At 72.5% G+C, this 19,273-nt stretch carries 14 protein-coding genes; 2 read left to right on the top strand and 12 right to left on the bottom strand.

From position 1 onward, the window contains the following. Window positions 1-45: 45 nt before the first annotated feature. From CR165_RS20510 to CR165_RS20495, 4 genes are all read right to left on the bottom strand, one after another. A complete protein-coding gene (locus tag CR165_RS20510) occupies window positions 46-1,458 on the bottom strand; it encodes a TRAP transporter large permease (RefSeq protein ID WP_109518804.1) in 1,413 nt (470 codons plus the stop codon). A 31-nt stretch (window positions 1,459-1,489) separates the two neighbouring features. Next, window positions 1,490-2,038 (bottom strand): TRAP transporter small permease subunit, encoded by a 549-nt coding sequence (locus tag CR165_RS20505; RefSeq protein WP_109518803.1) that lies wholly within the window; start codon window positions 2,036-2,038, stop codon window positions 1,490-1,492. A gap of 71 nt (window positions 2,039-2,109) precedes the next feature. After that, window positions 2,110-3,210, bottom strand: coding sequence for a TRAP transporter substrate-binding protein (locus CR165_RS20500; RefSeq protein ID WP_109518802.1), 1,101 nt, complete (start codon window positions 3,208-3,210; stop codon window positions 2,110-2,112). A 268-nt stretch (window positions 3,211-3,478) separates the two neighbouring features. Continuing rightward, window positions 3,479-5,395 (bottom strand): DEAD/DEAH box helicase, encoded by a 1,917-nt coding sequence (locus tag CR165_RS20495; protein WP_109518801.1) that lies wholly within the window; start codon window positions 5,393-5,395, stop codon window positions 3,479-3,481. A gap of 346 nt (window positions 5,396-5,741) precedes the next feature. On the opposite strand from CR165_RS20495, the gene CR165_RS20490 reads away from it, so the two are divergent. Further along, window positions 5,742-6,221 carry a hypothetical protein gene (locus CR165_RS20490; protein ID WP_146201959.1) on the top strand — a complete coding sequence of 160 codons (480 nt, stop codon included), beginning with the start codon at window positions 5,742-5,744 and terminating at the stop codon, window positions 6,219-6,221. Between the two features lie 107 nt (window positions 6,222-6,328). On the opposite strand, the gene CR165_RS20485 is transcribed toward CR165_RS20490, so the two are convergent. From CR165_RS20485 to mutS, 8 genes are all read right to left on the bottom strand, one after another. Continuing rightward, window positions 6,329-7,738 carry an FAD-binding oxidoreductase gene (locus CR165_RS20485; RefSeq protein ID WP_109518799.1) on the bottom strand — a complete coding sequence of 470 codons (1,410 nt, stop codon included), beginning with the start codon at window positions 7,736-7,738 and terminating at the stop codon, window positions 6,329-6,331. Beyond that, window positions 7,735-8,604: a dimethylarginine dimethylaminohydrolase family protein gene (locus CR165_RS20480; RefSeq protein WP_109518798.1), complete on the bottom strand. Its 870-nt coding sequence runs from the start codon at window positions 8,602-8,604 to the stop codon at window positions 7,735-7,737. The genes CR165_RS20485 and CR165_RS20480 overlap by 4 nt, the downstream gene beginning before the upstream one ends. Before the next feature lie 65 nt (window positions 8,605-8,669). Then, entirely contained in the window at window positions 8,670-9,020 is a 351-nt protein-coding gene (locus tag CR165_RS20475) for a helix-turn-helix domain-containing protein (RefSeq protein ID WP_109518797.1), read from the bottom strand. 10 nt (window positions 9,021-9,030) lie between these two features. Then, window positions 9,031-9,528: a Smr/MutS family protein gene (locus tag CR165_RS20470; RefSeq protein WP_245906627.1), complete on the bottom strand. Its 498-nt coding sequence runs from the start codon at window positions 9,526-9,528 to the stop codon at window positions 9,031-9,033. Between the two features lie 162 nt (window positions 9,529-9,690). Next, window positions 9,691-10,353 carry a LutC/YkgG family protein gene (locus tag CR165_RS20465; RefSeq protein ID WP_245906626.1) on the bottom strand — a complete coding sequence of 221 codons (663 nt, stop codon included), beginning with the start codon at window positions 10,351-10,353 and terminating at the stop codon, window positions 9,691-9,693. Further along, window positions 10,350-11,774, bottom strand: coding sequence for a lactate utilization protein B (locus CR165_RS20460; protein ID WP_109518795.1), 1,425 nt, complete (start codon window positions 11,772-11,774; stop codon window positions 10,350-10,352). Before CR165_RS20460 ends, CR165_RS20465 begins: the two co-directional genes overlap by 4 nt. A 139-nt stretch (window positions 11,775-11,913) precedes the next feature. Beyond that, on the bottom strand, window positions 11,914-14,721 hold the full coding sequence (locus CR165_RS20455; protein WP_109518794.1) for a [protein-PII] uridylyltransferase: 2,808 nt from the start codon (window positions 14,719-14,721) through the stop codon (window positions 11,914-11,916). 114 nt (window positions 14,722-14,835) lie between these two features. After that, a complete protein-coding gene (gene mutS, locus CR165_RS20450; protein ID WP_109518793.1) occupies window positions 14,836-17,538 on the bottom strand; it encodes a DNA mismatch repair protein MutS in 2,703 nt (900 codons plus the stop codon). A 112-nt stretch (window positions 17,539-17,650) separates the two neighbouring features. Between mutS and CR165_RS20445 the strand changes: the two genes are divergently transcribed. Further along, window positions 17,651-19,234 (top strand): ABC transporter substrate-binding protein, encoded by a 1,584-nt coding sequence (locus tag CR165_RS20445; protein ID WP_109518792.1) that lies wholly within the window; start codon window positions 17,651-17,653, stop codon window positions 19,232-19,234. Window positions 19,235-19,273: the final 39 nt, after the last annotated feature.

The raw sequence follows: 19,273 nt of genomic DNA, 5'->3' as shown, positions 1-19,273 counted from the left end.
CGCCGGTGTGGCGCGGGCCTTCCCCCGTTCAGCGCGGCGCCAATCTCACTTGAAGATCAGCGGTGCCGCCTCGTCGTTCATGTCGGGCATCGGCACGTCGATCACCACGCTGCCGGGGTCGACGCCGGTGCCCTTGTCCAGCCAGTAGGTGACGCTCTCCGGCCAGAGGATGACGATGGCCACCAGCACCAGCTGCAGGCACAGCCAGGGGATGGCGCCCCAGTAGATGTCCCGCGTCAGCACCGTCTTGGGCGCCACGCCGCGCAGGTAGAACAGCGCGAAGCCGAAGGGCGGGTGCATGAAGCTAGTCTGCAGGTTCACGCAGAGCAGCACGCCGAACCAGACCAGGTTGATGTCGAGCTTCGCCGCCACGGGCCCGAGCAGCGGCACCACGATGAAGACGATCTCGAAGAAGTCGAGGAAGAAGGCCAGGAAGAAGACGAAGATGTTGACGAAGATCAGGAAGCCCGTCTGCCCGCCCGGCAGGTGGGAGAGCATGTGCTCGATCCAGATTCCGCCATCGACGCCCTGGAACACCAGGGAGAACACGGTGGAGCCCACCAGGATGAAGATGACCATGGCCGTCAGGCGCATGGTGTTCTCCATCGCCTGGCGCATCAGCGGCCAGGTGAGGCGGCGGTTGATGGCGGCCAGCAGGATGGCGCCGCAGGCGCCCATGGCGCCCGCCTCGGTCGGCGTGGCGAGGCCCAGGAAGATGGTGCCCAGCACCAGGAAGATGAGCACGATCGAGGGCACCATGCCCTTGATGACGCGCCAGTAGAGCGGCCAGCCGCGCGGCCCCAGCGCCTCGGGCGGCAGCGGCGGCACGCGGTGCGGCTGCAGGATGGCGACGCCCGCGATGAACAGCAGGAACAGCGAGATCTGCAGCAGCGAGGGGCCGATGGCGCCGGCATACATGTCGCCGACGCTCTTGCCGAGCTGGTCGCCCAGCAGGATCAGCACCAGCGAGGGCGGGATCAGCTGCGCGATGGTGCCGGAGGCGGCGATGACGCCGGTGGCGATGCGCATGTCGTAGCCGTAGCGCAGCATCACCGGCAGGCTGATCATGCCCATGGCGATGACGCTGGCCGCCACCGTGCCGGTGATGGCGCCGAGCACCGCGCCCACCAGCACCACCGCGACGGCCAGGCCGCCCGGGATCTTGCCGAAGAGCTGGCCGGTGCCCTCCAGCAGGTCCTCCGCCAGCCCGCAGCGCTCCAGCACCGCCCCCATCAGCGTGAAGAAGGGGATGGAGAGCAGCAGCTCGTTCGACATGATGCCGAACACGCGGAAGGGCAGGTTGCCGAGATAGGCCGTGGTGAAGAAGCCCAGCTCGATCGAGAAGAAGCCGAAGAACAGCCCGACCGCGGCCAGCGAGAAGGCCACCGGGAAGCCGATCAGCAGGAAGATGACGAGGCCGCCGAACATCAGCGGCGGCATCATCTCGAGAGTTACCATCGGGGTGAGGTTTCCGCGCTACGGGTGGGATTTATTGGTCGGGGCGGTGGTATTCGGTGACCACCTCGGCATCGGGCCGGATGCCGCGCAGCAGCGCCACCCGCTTGATCAGCTCGGACAGGCCCTGCAGCCAGATCAGCACGAAGCCGACCGGCAGGATCAGCTTCACCGGCCAGCGGATCAGCCCGCCGGCATTGGAGGATTCCTCCATGCGCTGGAAGCTGTCGAGGAAGAAGGGCCAGGTCATCCAGGCCATCAGCCCCATGGCGGGCAGCAGGAACAGCACCAGGCCGAACACATCGACCCAGAGCCGCTTGCGCTCCGACAGGTTGCCGAACACCAGGTCCACCCGCACATGCTCGTTGCGCAGCAGCGTCGGCGCCGCGCCGAGCATGACGATGCCGGCGAAGAAGTACCACTGCACCTCCAGCCAGGCGTTCGAGGAATAACTGAACGCGTAGCGCACCACGGCATTGCCGGCGCTGGTCACGACGGCCAGCAGGACCAGCCAGTAGGCGACGACGCCCATGCTCGTGTTGATACGGTCCATCGCCCGACTGAAGCCAAGCAGGGCACCCATTCGCCGGAACCCTCCGGGTTGGAAGTTGAAGAGGGCCGGCGCCGCCCGCGGGGGCGGCGCCGGCGTCGCGGTCAGCGGCGCGCCTGCGCCTCCTGGCCGTACATGGCATAGACGAACTGGTCGAAGCTGTACTCGGCCACGCGGAACCAGCCATACTGCTCGTCGCGGAAGGCCTTCCAGTGGGCATAGACCTTCTTGAAGGTCTCGTTCTTCGCCGCCGTCTCGTCATACAGCTCGAAGGCCGCCTTGTAGCTCGCCTGCATCACGTCGCGCGGGAAGGGGCGGAGCTGCGCGCCGCCGGCGATCAGCCGGCGCAGCGCGGGCGGGTTCTGCACGTCGTACTTCGCCATCGTCTCGATGGTGGCGTCGCGGCAGGCGCTCTCCAGCGCCTCCTTGTAGAGCTGCGGCAGCTCCTCGTACTTCGCCTTGTTGATGAACATGGAGAGGTTGAGGCACCCCTCCCACCAGCCCGGGTAGTAGTAGAAGGGCGCGACGCGGTTGAAGCCGAGCTTCTCGTCGTCATAGGGGCCGATCCACTCGGCGGCGTCGATCGTGCCCTTCTCCAGCGCCGGGTAGATGTCGCCGCCGGCGATCTGCTGCGGCACCACGCCGAGCTTCTGCAGCACGTTGCCGGCGAAGCCGCCGACGCGGAACTTCAGCCCCTCCAGGTCCTTGACGGTCTTGATCTCCTTGCGGAACCAGCCGCCCATCTGCGCGCCCGTGTTGCCGGCCGGGATGGAGACCATGTTGTAGGTGGCGAAGAACTCTTTCAACACGTCGCGCCCGCCGCCCTGCTGTAGCCAGGCGTTGGTCTGGCGCATGTTCATGCCGAAGGGCACGGCGCCGTCGAAGGCGAAGGTCGGGTCCTTGCCGACGAAGTAGTAGGAGGCGGTGTGGGCGCACTCCACCGTGCCGTTCTGCACGGCGTCCGCCACCTGCAGCCCGGGCACCAGCTCGCCGGCCGGGAAGGCGCGGATCTGGAACCGGTTGTCGGTCAGCGCGGCGACGCGCTTGGCCACGTGCTCGCCGGCGCCGTAGATGGTGTCGAGCGAGCGCGGGAAGGAGCTTGCGAGGCGCCAGCGGATTTCGGGAGCGGTCTGGGCGATGGCAGGGGCGGCCAGGGCCGAGGCCCCCATGACGGCCCCGCCAGCCAGCAATTGACGACGGATCATTGCGCCGAAGACTCCTTGGACTGGACCGGCTTCAACCTGCCGGCTCACGACTATTTTCGGGCAGATTGGCTGTCCTGTCACGCACCGGAACGACCCCGCCATTGCCCCGCGCCGCCGGTCCGCCGGCCAGCGGGCGAGCCGCGCGCGGCGGCCTCCGGGCTGGCCTGGGATGGCGACGCAGGCCTCCCCGGCACTGCCCGACGCCCCTTAGCCATAAAAGCCGAGGTCGAGGCAATTTCATTAATTTTGCTTTAGATTTTGCGCCGCTTCAGCCGCCTTGCCGGCGGCGGGGCGCCTCCGCCGCCCGCGCCGTGCCGCCGCGCCGGGCCGGGGGGCTCCACTCGGCGCGCTTGCGGGCGGTCCAGGCATAGCGCGGGTCGCCGGCCAGCAGGTGCTGGTGCTCGGCCAGCCGGTTGCGCTCCAGCCAGCCGATGGCGGCCTCCAGCTCCAGCAGGCTCATCTGCGCGCGGCTCCGGTTGCCCAGCACCCGCTTCAGCGTGGCGTTGTAGCGGTGGTAGAGGCCGGGGCCGCCCAGGCCCGAGCGTGGGCCCTGCAGCATCGCCTCGTCCTCCACCGCCTGCGCCGCCACCATCTCGCCGATGCGCGCGCGCAGCCGCCGCTCCGCCACCGAGGGCGCCTCCGGCGCATCGGCCGCCGCCTCCAGCCCGGGGCGCTTCAGCGCCAGCTCGGGGCCGGGGGCCAGCGTGTCGAAGCGCAGCGCCAGGGCGTTGGATTCGAGCGGGGTGATGCCCTCGCGCGGCGGCAGCTGGTCGCGCAGCCAGAGCGGCAGCACGCCCGGCGCGCGGCGCGGCTTCGGCCGGCGCGCCAGCGTGCCCTGCTCGGTCTCCATGCGCAGGCGGAAGCGGCCGAAGAGCGGGTCATCGGGGTGGAAGACCAGCGCGCGCTGCTGCTCGTAGGGGCCGGCCTGCGGGTCCACCCGCGTGGCGCGCGCCACCATCTGCTCCAGCCAGGGGCGGGAGCGGATATGCGTCAGCGCCGCCACCACCGCCACCTCCGGCGCGTCCAGCCCCTCATAGGCCATCGCCACCGTCACCAGGATGGAGGGCTGCGGCCGCAGCCGGAAGGCGGCCAGCGTCTGCTGCGCGTCGCCGCTGTCGGAGGTAGCGAGCGCCACCGCCTCCTCCGCCTCGCGCGCCGGCACCCAGCGCCGCAGCAGGCCGAGATAGTGCCGCGCCGTGGCCTGGTCCGGCGCCACCACCAGCAGCTTGCCCAGGCCCCGCGCCGTGGTGCCGGGCGGCAGGCCGCGCGCCTGCCGGCGGCGCGCGCGCAGGTCGCGCGTGGCCAGGAAGGCCTCGTGCAGCAGCGCCTCGGCGAAGCCGGTGCGCAGCGCGGTGAACAGGGCGGGGCGCGTCGTCTCGTCCGGGAAGCGGTTGGCAAGGCGGTGCGGACCGAGGCTGTGGCCGTCCTCGTCCCGCCAGCGCGCCTCCCCATCCATGGCGCCGAAGGTGACGGGCAGCACGGCGCGCTCGGCCAGCGCCTGCGCCCGGCTGTAGCCGATGACGGCCCAGCCCGGCGCATCGAGCTCCACCTCCCGCGTGCGGGCGCGCGGGCCGCTGCGGTAGGGCAGCCAGAGGATGCCGCGCCCATCCGCCCGCTCCAGCGTGCCGGAGAGCAGCAGCCGCACCGCCGCGCATTCCAGCAGCGGCAGCAGCGCGCGCGACCAGGCGCCGGCGAGGTCCTCCTCCGGCGCCGCCTCCGCCTGGGCCGCCGCCATGGGGTCGGTCTCGGGCAGGGCGGGCAGGTGGTGCATCTCGTCCACCACCAGCAGGGTGCGGTGGCGGCGGAACTCGGCCAGGTGCAGCGCCGGCGCGGCGGCGATGCCCTGGTAGGTGGTGACATAGCCATCCAGCCCGCGGCAGGGGTCGGGCGCGTTCTCCGCCGCCCGCACCGTGAGGCCGTGGCCCAGCGCGGCGCGCCAGGCGGGGTCGGCGAAGGCCTCCTCGGCCTGCAGGCGCAGGCTGTCGCGCGGCACCACCCAGCAGACGCGGTCGATCAGCCCCGCCGCCTTCAGCCGCGCCGCCGCGATCACCGGCAGCAGCGACTTGCCGCCGCCCGGCGTCACGGCGGCCAGGATGTCCCGTGCCGGGGTGCGCCCCTCGGCGATGGCGGCCACCACCCCGGCGAGGCGGCGCTGATGCGTGCGCAGCTGGCGTGGCAGCGACATGGGCCGGCAACACTCCGTGAAAGTACTGAACGTAAGAAGAACATCATGCCATTCCAAGGGCTTGTGCCCTGGCAAGTCACGTCGCTGTTACACATCGGCCGTGCCGGTGGCGCGGGGGTGGGAAGGGCGCGCGGCTGCTCCGGAAAAAGAGAACAAAGAGTGACCATTTGGGCTTGCCAAGGAAGGCTTAAATTCCCACATTGGGCTTGTGCCGATGGCGGGTGGCCAGCGGCACGGAGCGTCGCGCGGCCCTGAAACGCCGCTGCGGATGGAGATGTTCGCCGGCTGCGACTCGGTTGCGCCAGGCGCGCTCCGGCCTTGCCCATGCCACCGGGAGCTTGAGAGAATGTCTGAATATTTTCCTACGGAGGCCGTTCGCGGTCTCTGGGAGGAGCGCCGCGCCGTGGTGCTGGAGCATCTGCGCGCGGCCATCGCGCCGCTCGCCGCCGAAGGGCTCGAAACCCGCGACATCCATGGCTGGGCGCTCTGGGCGCGGCTGAAAAGCTGGACGGTGGATATCACCACCAGCGTGCCCTTCAGCGAGTCGGACCACCTCGCCATGCTGGAGCGGGCGATGAAGGTGACCGAGTTCGGCCCCGGCCGGCCGGTGGTGCGGGAGGGGAAGATCCGCTTCCTGCCCGGCAGCGCCACGCTGGCGCCGGAAGGGCGCGCCGCGCTGGAGGCGGCGGCGGCGGCGCTGCTGCGCTTCCTGCGCGAAGGCCCGCCGCAGCGCCTGGATGCGCGCGGCCGCCCGGCCCGGCGCGCGCCCCGCAACCCGACGCGCCGCGCGATGGAGCTGCGCGCCGGCTACGCCAAGGCGGGTTAAGAAAAAAGAACCAAAAAACTTTTGTCAGTTGGCGCCGCGCTGGCTGATGGCGCACCGCCAAGCTGACAAAGTCTTTTTGCTTCTTTTTCTTCAGAAAAAGAAGAGATCTAGTTCAGGAACAGCTTGCCGGGATTGAGGATCCCCTTCGGGTCCAGCGTGGCCTTCAGCCCGCGCATGATGTCCAGCACCTCGGCGCCGTGCTCCTGCACCAGGAACTCCCGCTTGCCGAGGCCGATGCCGTGCTCGCCCGAGCAGGTGCCGCCCAGCGCCAGCCCCTGCGCCACGATCTGCCGGTCCAGCGCCCAGGCCTTCTCCAGCCCTTCCGGGTCGTCGGCCGGGAACAGGATGACGACGTGGTAGTTGCCGTCGCCGACATGGCCGACGATGCAGGTGTTCTGCCCCGCCGCCTCGGCCAGCGCCTTGGCGCCGGTGATGGCCTCGGCCAGGCGGGAGATCGGCACGCAGACATCGGTGGTGATGCCGCGGCAGCCCGGGTAGAGGGCGTTGGCCGCCCACCAGGCGTCGTGCCGGGCCTTCCACAGCCGGCCGCGCGTCTCGGCGTCCTCGGCCCAGGCGAAGCCCTTGCCGCCCATCTCGGCGGCCAGCGCCTCCACCGCCTCGGCCTGCTCGCGCACGCCGTTCGGGCTGCCGTGGAACTCCAGGAACAGCGTCGGCAGCGGCGCGTAGGGCAGCTTCGAATAGGCGATGGAGGCGCGCATCTGCTCGGCATCCGCCAGCTCGATGCGCGCCACCGGGATGCCCGCCTGCATCGTCATGATGACGGTCTCGACCGCCGCCTGCAGGCTGTCGAACTGGCAGACGGCGGCGGTGGTCGCCTCCGGGATGCCGTGCAGCCGCAGGCGGATCTTGGTGACGACGCCGAGCGTGCCCTCGGAGCCGATCATCAGCCGCGTCAGGTCGTAGCCATTGGCGGCCTTGCGGGTGCGGCCGCCGGTGGTGATGACGCGGCCATCGGCCAGCACCACCTCGAGGCCCATCACCGCCTCGCGCATGGTGCCGTAGCGCACGGCGTTGGTGCCGCTGGCGCGGGTGGCCACCATGCCGCCCAGCGTGCAGTGGCTGCCGGGGTCCACCGGGAAGAACAGCCCCTGGTCGCGCAGGAAGTCGTTCAGCTGGTGGCGGGTGACGCCCGGCTCCACCAGGCAGTCCATGTCCTCGGCATTCACCTCCAGCACCGCGTTCATGCGGCTGAGGTCGAGGCTGATGCCGCGCCGGACGGGCACCACGTGCCCCTCCAGGCTGGTGCCGGCGCCGAAGGGCGTCACCGGCACGCCCTGCGCGTGGCACAGCGCCAGCAGGCGGGAGACCTCCTCCGTGCTCTCCACGAAGGCCACCGCGTCCGGCAGCACCGGCGGGTTGGCGTCCTCGCCGCGCGAATGCTGCTCGCGGATGGAGGCGTTGGTGGAGAGGCGCTCGCCCAGGAAGTCGCGGGCGGCGGCCAGCACCGTGTCGAGCGGCGTGGTGTCGAGCGGCGTGATGTCGAGAAGGGGGGTCATGCGGTCTCCTCCACCCGCGCCAGCGGGCAGGTCAGGCAATGCGGGCCGCCGCCACCCAGGGTGAACAGCGACAATTCGGGGTCGAGCACGGTGAGGCCCTCGGCGCGCAGCGCGGCGTTCAGCCCCTGGTTGCCGCGCGCGGAGATAACACGCCCCCCGCCCAGCGCCAGCACGTTGCAGCCGAGCTGCATCACCTCGCGGTAGGAGACGGGGATGCAGCGGATGCCATGGTCGGCCAGCCAGCCGAGCAGCGTGTCGTCCAGCACCTCGGTGCAGGCCACGGCGAGGCCGGGGGCGGCCATGCAGAACAGCACGTCGAGATGCAGGAAGTGCTCGTCGAACGGCTCGAGGCGCACCTCCCAGCCCTCGGCGCGCAGCCAGCCGGCGAACTGCTCCGCCCCCGCCTCGTCCGTGCGGCCGCCCGAATGGCCGATCAGCGCCAGGCCGGGGCGGAGGATGTGGATGTCGCCCCCCTCCAGCGTGCCGGCGGAGGATTTCCGCCAGAAGGCGCTGCCATGGGCGGCGTGGAAGTCGATCAGCGCGGCATATTCGCCGCGGCGCTGCGGCCGCTCGAGCTGGCACAGCACGGCGCCCCGGTGGGTCATCACCACGCTGTCCCGCGTATAGGCCATGTAGGGCAGGTGCGGCTCCGGCGTCAGCCGGTGGATGGTGACGCCGGCCTCCTGCATCGCCGCCACCAGCTCGGCGTGCTGGGCGGCCAGATGCGCCGGCGCCGGCGTCTGCCGGTTCTCCGACAGGGTGCGGCGGGCGATGCTGTTGGTGGGGATCCACCGGTAATGATCCGGGGGGCAGACGAGGACGTCCGTCAGGACCCCTGTTTCGGAAGCGACGTGCCAGTTCGACATGCGCGGCACGCTACGCCCGCCGCGCGCGCCACGCCAGCGGCGCTATTCGCCCTGCGCCAGCGGCGCTATTCGCCCAGCAGCCGCCGCATCGCGCGCAGCGTCTCGGGCGGCAGGGTGCGGATGCGCGCGGCGAGCAGGTTGGCCAGTTCGGTCGCCTCCGGCGAGAGGCCGGCGGTGTCGAGCGTCACGCGCGGGTGGGAGAGGCGGGCGAGGCGAACCATCTCCTCCGCATCGTCCCAGATCAGCTCGAAATACTCGTTCACCTGGTGGATCAGCCCCGCCGAGGGCCGGCCGCGCCGCCCGTGCTCCAGCGCCGAGAGATAGGCCGCCGACACATGCAGCGCGGCGGCGAGCTGCTGCAGCGTCACGCCCCGGTCCTCGCGCAGCGCGCGCAGCCGGGCGCCGAAGGGGGTCATGCGCGGCGCCTCAGGGGGCGCGGCGGCGGCGCAGCAGCAGATGCACCACCCCCTGGTTCGGCACCGGGTGCGCCGCGCCGAGCAGCAGCGGCCGCAGGTCGGGCGCGTTCAGCCAGTGCGGCAGCTCCCGCCGCAGCACGCCGCCATCCGGCGCCGGGCCCTTGCCCGTCACCACCGCCACGCAGCGCAGCCCCTGGGCATGGGCGGAGAACAGGAAGCCCCGCACCGCCAGATAGGCCTCCTGCGCGCGGCGGCCGTGCAGGTCGAGCGTCCGCTCCGGGCGGGTGCGGCCGCGGCGCAGATCCTTCCAGCGCTGGTGGTCCAGCCCGCCGGGCTGGTGCCCCACATGCAGCGCCGAGGGGGAGGGCCGCGGGGCCGGGGGCGCGGCGGGCAGGGTGGCGGGCGGCAGCGGCACGGGCGGCGGCGGCTCCGCCACCGGCGCGGCCGGCAGCGGCGGCAGGGCATGGCCCGGCAGGGGCTTCACCGCGGCCGCGTAGGCGCGCCACATGGCACGCTCTTCCGGGGTGAGGGTTCGGCCACGGCGGGGCATTGCGGTCCTAGATGGGCGATCGAGGGAAAAGGGCCAGGGGATGCGGCCCCTGGAACCCCTGGCAGAAACCCGGCGGGGCGCCGGCGTTTCACCCGGCGCCCTCCATTAGTGAAGCCGGCCCTAGCCGTCCACCAGGATGACATGCAGGCGGCGGGGGCCATGCGCGCCCAGCTCCAGCGTCTGCTCGATGTCGGCGCTGCGCGAGGGGCCGGTCACCAGCATCACGTTGCGCGGCATCGGCCCTCCGGCGCGCAGCCGGTCCCACGCCTCCTCATAGGCGCCGACGATGTCGGCGCTGCGCAGCACCACGATGGCCGTCTCGGCCAGCAGGTTCAGCGTGGTCGGGCGCTCGGGCGCGGAGGGCAGCATCAGCGTGCCCGTCTCGGCGACGCCGGCGAAGCCGTGCTGCACCGCCACCAGGTCCGACGCCTCGGCGCGGCGCGCCTCCACCGAGAGCAGCGGCAGGGCCGCCCAGGGCAGGGCCAGCAGCGCCGGGTGCGGCGCCATGGCGAGGCGCGGCGGCAGGTTCTGGCCGGCGAGGTAGTCGGCCACCGCCTGCGGCACCTGGGCGGCCTCGGGCACCCGCTCCACCGTGCCGAACTCGGCCTCCACCCGCGCGATGAACAGCGCCACCTGCTCCGGGTGCGGCAGGCGGGAACGGGCGGGGATGAGGTGGCGCGGGTGCTGGGCCATGCGGCCGCGCAACATCGCCTGCTGGTCCTCCGGCAGCGCGCCGCGCTTGAGGCCGCGGCGGATGGAACCGAGGATGGCTTCGCGGCTCACCGACCGGCCCCCCGCTTCTGGCGGGCGTAGCGGTCCATGAAGGTGCCGCCCGGCTCGGGCGCCGGCAGGTCGCGCCCCTTGGTCCAGCCGCCGGCGCCGGGCAGCCAGGTGAAGGCGCCCCGCCCGCGCGCCAGCAGCCCCAGCGCGCCGAGGCCGAGCCGCGCGGCCAGCCGGTAGGCGCCGGGCCGCCGGGCGAACCAGGCCCACAGCCCCAGCGCGCGGCGCTGCGTGGCCGGGGTCAGGTGGCGCTCGAACTCCCGCTCCCGCCAGTGGCGCATCATCTTGGGCAGCGGGATCTTCACCGGGCAGACGCTCTCGCACCGGCCGCAGAAGGAGGAGGCGTTGGGCAGGTGCGCCGCCTTGTCCACGCCGACCAGCGAGGGGGTGAGCACGCTGCCCATCGGGCCGGGATAGACCCAGCCATAGGCGTGCCCGCCGGTGGCGCCATAGACCGGGCAGTGGTTCATGCAGGCGGCGCAGCGGATGCAGCGCAGCATCTCCTGGAACTCGGTGCCGACCATGGCGGAGCGGCCATTGTCCACCAGCACCACATGGTATTCCTCCGGCCCGTCGAGGTCGGCCGGGCGGCGGGCGCCGGTGGAGAAGGTGGTGTAGACGGAGAAGTCCTGCCCCGTGGCGGAGCGCGCCAGCAGCCGCAGCAGGCTGGTGCAGTCCTCGAGCGTCGGCACCACCTTCTCGATGCTGGCCAGCACCACATGCACGCGCGGCAGGGTCTGCGTCAGGTCGCCATTGCCCTCGTTCGTCACGATGACGGAGGAGCCGGTCTCGGCGATGAGGAAGTTGGCGCCGGTGATGCCGACATCGGCGGCGAGGAAGGCCTCGCGCAGCCGGGTGCGGGCCTCGGCCAGGATGTCCCGCCGCTCGTGGAAGACGCGGTCCGCCGGCAGGTCGGTGTGGCTGCGGCGGAAGCTCTCCTCCCAGTCCTCCCGGTTCAGGTGGAAGGCGGGGCCGATGATGTGCGAGGGCGGCTCCCGCCGCAGCTGCAGGATGTACTCGCCGAGGTCGGTCTCGACGGGGCGGATGCCATGCGCCTCCAGGTGGTCGTTGATCCCGAGTTCCTCGGAGATCATCGACTTGCCCTTGGTGACGGTGCGGGCGCCCGCCTTGCGGCAGATCTCCAGCACGGCGGCGCGCGCCTCGTCGGCGGTGCTGCACCAGTGCACATGGCCGCCCGCCGCCTCCACCTTCGCCGCATAGGCCTCCAGGTAGAAGTCGAGGTTGGCCAGGGTGTGGTTCTTGATGTCCCGCCCCGTGTCGCGCAGCCGCTCGAACTCGGGCAGGGCGGCCACGGCGCGCGCCCGCTTGGCGTGCGAGCCGGTGCGCGAGAGCGCCTTCTGCAGCCGCGCATCACCCAGGGCGCGGGCGGCATTCTCCTTGAAGGCCGGAGAGGTGATGTGCACGGCTGTTTCTCCCAGGAAGATTCTTCTTTTTCTGAAGAAAAAGAAGCAAAAAGACTTTGTCAGTCTGGCGTCATGCCATCAGCCGGCGCGTCGCCAACCGACAAAAGTTTTTTGGTTCTGTTTTCCGAAAAAGAACTTCTTAATCCGCCCCCGCCTCGTCCCCCGGCCCGCCCAGCGCGGCCAGCAGCGCCGCGCGCAGCGAGGCGAGCTTGCGCTCGTTCTCGATCTTCAGCCCGAACACGTCCTTCACGTAGAACACGTCCACCGCCCGCACGCCGTAGGTGGTGATGTGGGCGGAGGCGATCTGCAGCCCCTGCTCGGAGATGGCGGCGGTGACGTCGTGCAGCAGGCCGGGCCGGTCGCGCCCGTTCAGCTCGATGACGGTGTGGGTGTTGCTGGCGAAATTGTCGATCACCACGCGCCCGGGCACCTGCACGGCGCGCAGCCGCGCCGGCTCCCGCCGCACCTTGCGGATCTCCTGCACCAGGTTGAGCCGGCCGGAGAGCGCCTGCTCGATCAGCACCGAGAGGCGGGCCAGCTTGTGCGAGGCGTCGAACGCCCCGCCCTGCGCGTCCTGCACCCAGAGCGTGTCCAGCGCCATGCCGTTGGTCATGGTGTGGATGCGGGCATCGACGATGGTGGCGCCGGCCACCGCCAGCGCGCCGGCGATGCGGCTGAACAGCCCGGGATGGTCTGAGCAGTAGACCGTGACCTCCGTCACCGCCCGCGCCTCCAGCACCCGGGTGCAGACGGAGAGCGGCGCGCCGGTGGCCTCCGCCTCGCGGATCATGCCGGCGTGGCGGGCATGGCTCTCCGGGTCGAAGGAGAGCCAGTAGCCGGGGTAGCCGAGGCCGAGGAAATGCTCCACCACCGCCTTCGGCTGGTCCTCCAGCATGGCGGCGGCGGCCTGCTTGGCGCGCGCCACGCGCACGTCCCGCTCCGGCACGGAGAGGCCGCCGGCCAGCACCTCGGCCACGCGCCAGTACAGCTCGCGCAGCAGCGTGGCCTTCCAGCCGTTCCACACCTTGGGGCCCACCGCGCGCATGTCGGCCACCGTCAGCACCAGCAGCAGCCGCAGCCGCTCGGGCGACTGCACCACCTCGGCGATGTCGAGGATGGTCTTGGGGTCGTCGATGTCGCGCTTGAAGGCGGTCTGGCTGACGAGGAGGTGGTTCAGCACCAGCCAGGAGACGGTCTCCGTCTCCTCCGGCGTCAGGCCGAGGCGGGGGCAGATCTCCAGCGCCAGCCCGGCGCCGATCTCGGAATGGTCGCCGCCGCGGCCCTTGGCGATGTCGTGCAGCAGCACCGCCACATAGAGGGCGCGGCGGGAATGCACCTGCCCCACCAGCTCGCTCGCCACCGGCGCGGCCTCGCCCAGCTCGCCCTGCTCCAGCTGGTTGAGCACGGCGATCGCCTCGATCGTGTGCTCCTCCACGGTGAACACATGGTAGGTGTCGAACTGCATCAGCCCGACGATGCGCGCCCAGTCCGGGATGAAGCGGGAGAGGAAGCCCACCTCGTTCAGCACCCGGATCCAGCGCGCCGAATCGCGGCCCGCCAGCAGGTCGAGGAACAGGGTGTTGGCCTCGGCGTCGCCGCGCAGCGCCTGGGCGCGGTGGGCGGCGCGGATCAGCGCCCGGTGCGCCAGCGGGTGCAGCTCCATCCCCCGGTCGCGCGCCGCGCGCACCAGCCGCAGCATGATGGCGGGCTCCTCCTCCACCACCCGGTCGGGGGCGAAGAGCAGCTTGCCGTCGGCCACCGCGACGCCCGCGGCGGTCAGCGCCGCGTCGGAGGGCTTGCTCACCGCCGGCAGGCCGAGCGAGGCGCGCTCGATCGCCGGCTCCAGCAGGCGGGAGAGGCGCACCACGTCGCGGGCGGTGAGGAAGAGGTGCTTCATGAAGCGCTCCACCCCGTCCTGCTTGCCGTGCCGCGTATAGCCCATGCGGGCGCCGACGACGGGCTGCAGGTCGAAGGTCAGGCGCTCCTCGGCGCGGCCGGTGACGTAGTGGAGGTGGAAGCGCACCGTCCAGAGGAAGTCCCAGGCGCGCTTGAAGGCGCGCGCCTCGCGCGCCGTCAGCAGGCCGCCGCCGGGGCTGTCGGCGCCCACCAGCTCCGGCATCCGCTTCACGCCGAAGGCGTAGCGGGCCAGCCAGTACATGGTCTGGATGTCGCGCAGGCCGCCGCGCCCTTCCTTCAGGTGCGGCTCCACCAGGTAGGGGCTGTCGCCATAGCGCTTGTGGCGGGCGGTGCGCTCGGCCCGCTTGGCGGCGAGGAACTGGCCGATGCCCCAATCCTGCCGGGCCTGGGCGAAAGCCTCCTCGAAGTGGGCGAACACCGCCGCGTCGCCGGCCAGAAAGCGGCCGTCGAGCAGGGCGGTCTGGATGGTGGCGTCGGCCCGCGCATCCTCCAGGCACTCATGGATGCTGCGGGTGGCGTGGCCCACCTTCAGCCCGAGGTCCCACAGCAGGTAGAGCATGAACTCCACCGCCCGCCGCCCGCGCGGCCCGAGCGGCCGGTCGGACAGGAACAGCAGGTCGATGTCGGAATACGGCCCCAGCACGCCGCGCCCGTAGCCGCCGGTGGCGGCCAGCACGAAGGGCGGCTCGGTGGTGGTGGCGAAGGGGTTGGCGCCGGGCTCCCCCTGCTCGGGCGCCACCTGGGCCAGGGTGTAGGCGTGGATGGCGTAGATCAGCCCGTCCGTCAGCTCGCCCAGCATCCGCGCGGCGGTGAGGCCGGAGAGGGCGTGCGCCTCGAACGCCTCCTGCACGCGCGACTGGATGCGCCCGAGCTGCCGCCGCAGCAGCAGCAGCAGCGCCGCCTCCCGCGTCACCGGCTCGCCGGGGCGGGGGATCAGGTCGAGAACGATATCGGGCAGCGGCCGCGGCTTTCCGGCGGAGGAGCCGGAGGGGGCGGCAAACGCGTCTGGCAGGGCGCCGGAGCTTCTCATTTGAAGCATGTTATCGCGCCCGGCGTTCCCGCAACAGCTTCGTGAGCACGCAGGGTGGCGACTTTGCCGCTTCGCAGCAAATTTTCCCGCAATGTTGCCGCCGTGGATGCCGCCCTACCCTGGCAGGGCGGCGGCCATCTGCTTCAGCCGGTAGAGCGCTTCCAGCGCCGCGCGCGGAGTGAGGGCATCGGGGTCGATCTCCGCCAGCGCCGCGTGCAGCGGGCCCTCCGACACCCCGGCAGGGGAAGCGGGGGCGGGCGGGGCAGTATCGCGCTCCGCCACCTGGCCGAAGAGCGGCATCTCCTCGGCCAGCGGCTCCAGCCCCGCCGCGCGCGCCTCCAGCGCCGCCAGCACGGCGCCGGCGCGCGTCACCACCGGGCGCGGCACCCCTGCCAGCCGCGCCACATGCAGCCCCCAGGATTTCTCGGCCGCCCCCGCGCCGACGAGGTGCTGGAACACCACCTCGCCGCGATGCTCGCGCACCTGCATGGTGGCGAGCTGCAACTCGGGCAGCTTCGGTGCCAGCGCCGTCAGCTCGTGGAAATGCGTAGCGAAGATCGCGCGGCAGCGGATGCGGTCGTGCAGTGCCTCCAGCACGCTCCAGGCGATGGCGAGCCCGTCCCAGGTGGCGGTGCCGCGCCCCACCTCATCCAGCACCACGAGGCTGCGGGCGGTGGCCTGGTTCAGGATGGCCGCCGTCTCGGTCATCTCCACCATGAAGGTGGAGCGGCCGCCGGCGATGTCGTCGGCGGCGCCGACGCGCGAGAACAGCCGGTCCACCAGCCCGAGGCGCGCGCTCCCGGCCGGCACGAACAGCCCGGCCTGGGCCAGCACCACCATCAGCGCGTTCTGCCGCAGGAAGGTGGACTTGCCGGCCATGTTCGGGCCCGTCAGCAGGCACAGGCGCTGGCCGGGCGAGAGGTCGGCATCGTTCGGCACGAAGGCGCCGCTTCCGCGCTGCCGGGCCAGCGCCGCCTCCACCACCGGGTGGCGCCCCTGGCGGATGCGGAACTCGGGCCGCTCCACCAGCTCGGGCCGGCACCAGGCGCCGCCCGCCGCCAGCTCGGCCGCCGCCGCGTGGATATCCAGCTCGGCCAGGGCGGCGGCGGCGGCGTCGATCGGGCGGGCGGCCTCCAGGCAGAGGGCGCGCAGGTGCCGCACCACCGCCGCCTCGCGCCGCGCCGCCTGCTCGCCGGCGGCCGAGAGCTTGCGGTCCAGCTCGGCGAGCGCGGCGCAGGTGAAGCGGTGGGCATTGGCCATGGTCTGCCGGTGCATCGGCGCATAGGGGCCTTCGCGCAGCGCGGCGGGCGGGTCGCGCAGCAGCTTCTCGCCGGCGGCGGCGGGCATCTCGGCCAGGAAGCCGAATTGCTGGTGGTGGCGGATCTTCAGGCTGGCCACGCCCCAATCCTGGGCCAGGCGCATCTGCATGGCGGCGATGGCGCCGCGCGCGTTGTCGCGCAGCCGCTTCAGCGCGTCCAGCTCGCCATCATAGCCGGGGGCGACGATGTTGCCGTCCTCCAGCCGGGCGGGCAGCTCGGGGCAGAGGGCGCGGGCCAGCTCGGCGCGGGGCGAGCCCTCCGGGCGGAGCGCCGCGCGCGCCGCCGCCAGCAGCGCGGGGATGCCGGGCCGCTCCAGCGCGTCGGCCATGGCCTCGGCGCGCGCCAGCCCATCGCGCAGCGCGGCGAGGTCGCGCGGGGCGAAGCGGTCCAGCGCCAGCCGGGCCAGGGCGCGCGCCATGTCCGGCGCGCCGCGCAGGGCGCCGCGCAGCGTCGCGCGCAGCGGCGTGTCGGCCAGCAGGGCGGCCACCGAATCGTGCCGGGCGCCGATGGCGGCGGCGTCGGTCAGCGGCGCGGCGAGGCGCGCGGCCAGTTCGCGGCAGCCGGGGGCGGTCAGGGTGCGGTCCACCGCCGCGGCCAGGCAGTTGCGCGTCTCGCCGCGCTCGCTCTTCAGGATCTCCAGGCTGCGGCGGGTGGCGGCGTCCATCCGCAGCACCTCGCGCCCGCCCTGCGGCTCCGGCGGGCGCAGGCGCGGCGCGGCCTCGCCCTGGGTGGCGCGGAGATAGTCCAGCACCAGGGCGCAGGCGGCCAGCTCGGCCTCGCCGAAGCCGCCGAAGCCGTCCAGCGCCGCCACGCCGTAGAATTCCGCCACCTGCCGCGCCGGGTCGCGCGCCGCCGGGCGGTGGCTGAGGCGTTCGGCCCAGGCGGCCAGGGCGGGCAGCGCGTCGAGATCCTCGGGCAGCACGATCTCGGCCGGGTCGAGCCGCGCCAGCAGGGCGGGGAGTTCCGCCACGGGCAGCGCCTCGCAGGCGAAGGCGCCGGTGGAGAGGTCGGCCCAGGCCGCCCCCAGACTCCCGGCCGCCAACTCGCCCTCGACGCGCGCCAGCGCCAGCAGCCAGGCGGCGCGGCCGCCCTCCAGCAGCGCCTCCTCGGTCAGCGTGCCGGGGGTGACGAGGCGGACCACCTCGCGCCTTATGGTCGGTGCCTTGCGCGCCTTGGCCTGCTCCGGCGTCTCCCGCTGCTCGCAGATGGCGACGCGGAAGCCATGCCGGATCAGCCGCGCCAGGTAGTTCTCCAGCGCGTGCACCGGCACGCCGGCCATCGGGATCGGCTGGCCGCGATGCTCGCCGCGGTGGGAGACGGCCAGGCCCAGCGCCTCCCCGGCGCGCTGCGCGTCGTCGAAGAACAGCTCGAAGAAGTCGCCCATGCGGAAGAACACCAGCGCCTCCGGGTGCGCCTGCTTGGCGGCGAACCACTGGGCCATGGCGGGGGTGGCGCCCTCGGCGGAGGGGAGGGCGGCGAGGGGGGCGGCGGCGTTCATGCGCCTCTTCCTAGGGCGGGGCGGGCGCACGGGTCCAGAGCGGCGGCGGGGTTGCCGCGTGCCGCCCCCGCCGGCACCCTGCGCGCCGCGTCAAGCCGAAGGAGGAACGCCCATGCATCGCCGGACCCTGTTGAAGAGTGGCGCCGCCACGGCCCTGCTGGGCGGCGGCCTCGCCGCCCCCGCCCTCGGCCAGGACAGCCGCGCCAGCACGATGCGCTTCGTGCCGCAGGCCAACCTGACGGCGCTGGACCCGATCTGGACCACCGCCACCGTCACCGGCAACCACGGCTACTACGTGTTCGACACGCTCTACGCGCTGAACGCGGCGCAGGAGCCCCAGCCGCAGATGGCCGAGGGCCACGAGGTGCTGGAGGATGGCAAGCTCTGGCGCATCCGCCTGCGCGAGGGGCTGAAGTTCCACGATGGCGAGCCGGTGCGGGCGCGGGACTGCGTGGCCAGCCTGAAGCGCTGGGCGGTGCGCGACCCCTTCGGCCAGCTTCTCGCCAGGGTCACGCGCGAATGGCGCGTGGTGGACGACCGCACCTTCGAGATCCGGCTGGACCGCGCCTTCCCGCTGCTGCTCAGCGCGCTGGGCAAGGACACCAGCGCCGCCTTCATCATGCCCGAGCGGCTGGCGCAGACCGATGCCGGCAAGGCCATCACCGAGATGGTGGGCTCCGGCCCCTACCGCTTCCTGGCCGGCGAGTTCAATTCCGGCAGCCGCGTGGCCTATGAGAAGTTCGACGGCTACGTGCCACGCCAGGAGGCGCCGGACTGGGCGGCGGGGGCCAAGGTGGCGCATTTCCGGCGCATCGAGTGGCACATCATTCCCGACGCGGCCACCGCCGCCGGCGCGCTGATGAATGGCGAGGTGGATTGGTGGGAGCGCCCGCTGGCCGACCTGCAGCCGATGCTGGCGCGCAACCGGCAGATCCGCCGCGAAGTGACGGACAAGGCCGGCCGCCTGGCGCTGGCGCGGCTGAACTGCCTGCAGCCGCCCTTCGACGATGTGAGGCTGCGCCGCGCCGTGCTCGCCTCCGTCATCCAGGAGAACTACATGCGCGCCTCCCAGGGGGATGACAGCTCCGCCTGGACCGACACGCGCAGCATCTGGCCCAAGCGCACCCCCTATTACCAGGACCATGCCGACCTGATGCCGGGCGACCTGGACCGCGCCCGCGCCATGCTGAAGGAGGCGGGCTACGCCGACCAGAAGGCGGTCATCATCAACCCGACCGACTTCCCCGACATCGGGCCGCTCGGCCAGGTGACGGCGGACGCGCTGCGCCGCATCGGCATGAACGTGGAGCTGGCGGAAACCGACTGGGGCACCGTGATCCAGCGGCGCAGCTCGCGCGAGCCGGTGGAGAAGGGCGGCTGGAGCATCTTCCACACCACCGGCCCCGCCACCTTCTACGGCAACCCCGCCATGTCGCCGCTGATCCGCGGGCAGGGGGAGGATGGCTGGTTCGGCTGGTGGAAGAGCGAGCGCGCCGAGGCGCTGACCCAGGAATGGCTCTACGCCACGGACCCGGCGGCGCAGCGCAAGGCCGCGCAGGCGCTGGGGCGGCTCGGGCTGGAGGAGGTGGCCACCGTGCCGCTCGGCCAGTTCACGTTGCGCACCGCCTTCCGCTCCAGCCTCACCGGCATCCTGGAGGGCACCGCGCCCTATCCGTGGAGCGTGCGGCGCGCCTGAGGCGCGGCGGTTAACCGCCCGCTAAGGCCGCGATGCTAG

The organism is Teichococcus aestuarii, from assembly GCF_003116135.1.
GTDB lineage: Bacteria > Pseudomonadota > Alphaproteobacteria > Acetobacterales > Acetobacteraceae > Pseudoroseomonas > Pseudoroseomonas aestuarii.
This window is presented reverse-complemented; position numbering and strand designations above follow the sequence as displayed.

Excerpts from the sequence above, each read along its gene's own strand:
- CR165_RS20505 (WP_109518803.1), bottom strand. The coding sequence starts at position 2,038 with ATGGGTGCCCTGCTTGGCTTCAGTCGGGCGATGGACCGTATCAACACG.
- CR165_RS20490 (WP_146201959.1), top strand. The coding sequence starts at position 5,742 with ATGTCTGAATATTTTCCTACGGAGGCCGTTCGCGGTCTCTGGGAGGAG.
- CR165_RS20475 (WP_109518797.1), bottom strand. The coding sequence starts at position 9,020 with ATGACCCCCTTCGGCGCCCGGCTGCGCGCGCTGCGCGAGGACCGGGGC.
- CR165_RS20510 (WP_109518804.1), bottom strand. The coding sequence starts at position 1,458 with ATGGTAACTCTCGAGATGATGCCGCCGCTGATGTTCGGCGGCCTCGTC.
- CR165_RS20485 (WP_109518799.1), bottom strand. The coding sequence starts at position 7,738 with ATGACCCCCCTTCTCGACATCACGCCGCTCGACACCACGCCGCTCGAC.
- CR165_RS20495 (WP_109518801.1), bottom strand. The coding sequence starts at position 5,395 with ATGTCGCTGCCACGCCAGCTGCGCACGCATCAGCGCCGCCTCGCCGGG.
- CR165_RS20480 (WP_109518798.1), bottom strand. The coding sequence starts at position 8,604 with ATGTCGAACTGGCACGTCGCTTCCGAAACAGGGGTCCTGACGGACGTC.
- mutS (WP_109518793.1), bottom strand. The coding sequence starts at position 17,538 with ATGAACGCCGCCGCCCCCCTCGCCGCCCTCCCCTCCGCCGAGGGCGCC.
- CR165_RS20470 (WP_245906627.1), bottom strand. The coding sequence starts at position 9,528 with ATGTGGCGCGCCTACGCGGCCGCGGTGAAGCCCCTGCCGGGCCATGCC.
- CR165_RS20445 (WP_109518792.1), top strand. The coding sequence starts at position 17,651 with ATGCATCGCCGGACCCTGTTGAAGAGTGGCGCCGCCACGGCCCTGCTG.
- CR165_RS20455 (WP_109518794.1), bottom strand. The coding sequence starts at position 14,721 with ATGAGAAGCTCCGGCGCCCTGCCAGACGCGTTTGCCGCCCCCTCCGGC.
- CR165_RS20500 (WP_109518802.1), bottom strand. The coding sequence starts at position 3,210 with ATGATCCGTCGTCAATTGCTGGCTGGCGGGGCCGTCATGGGGGCCTCG.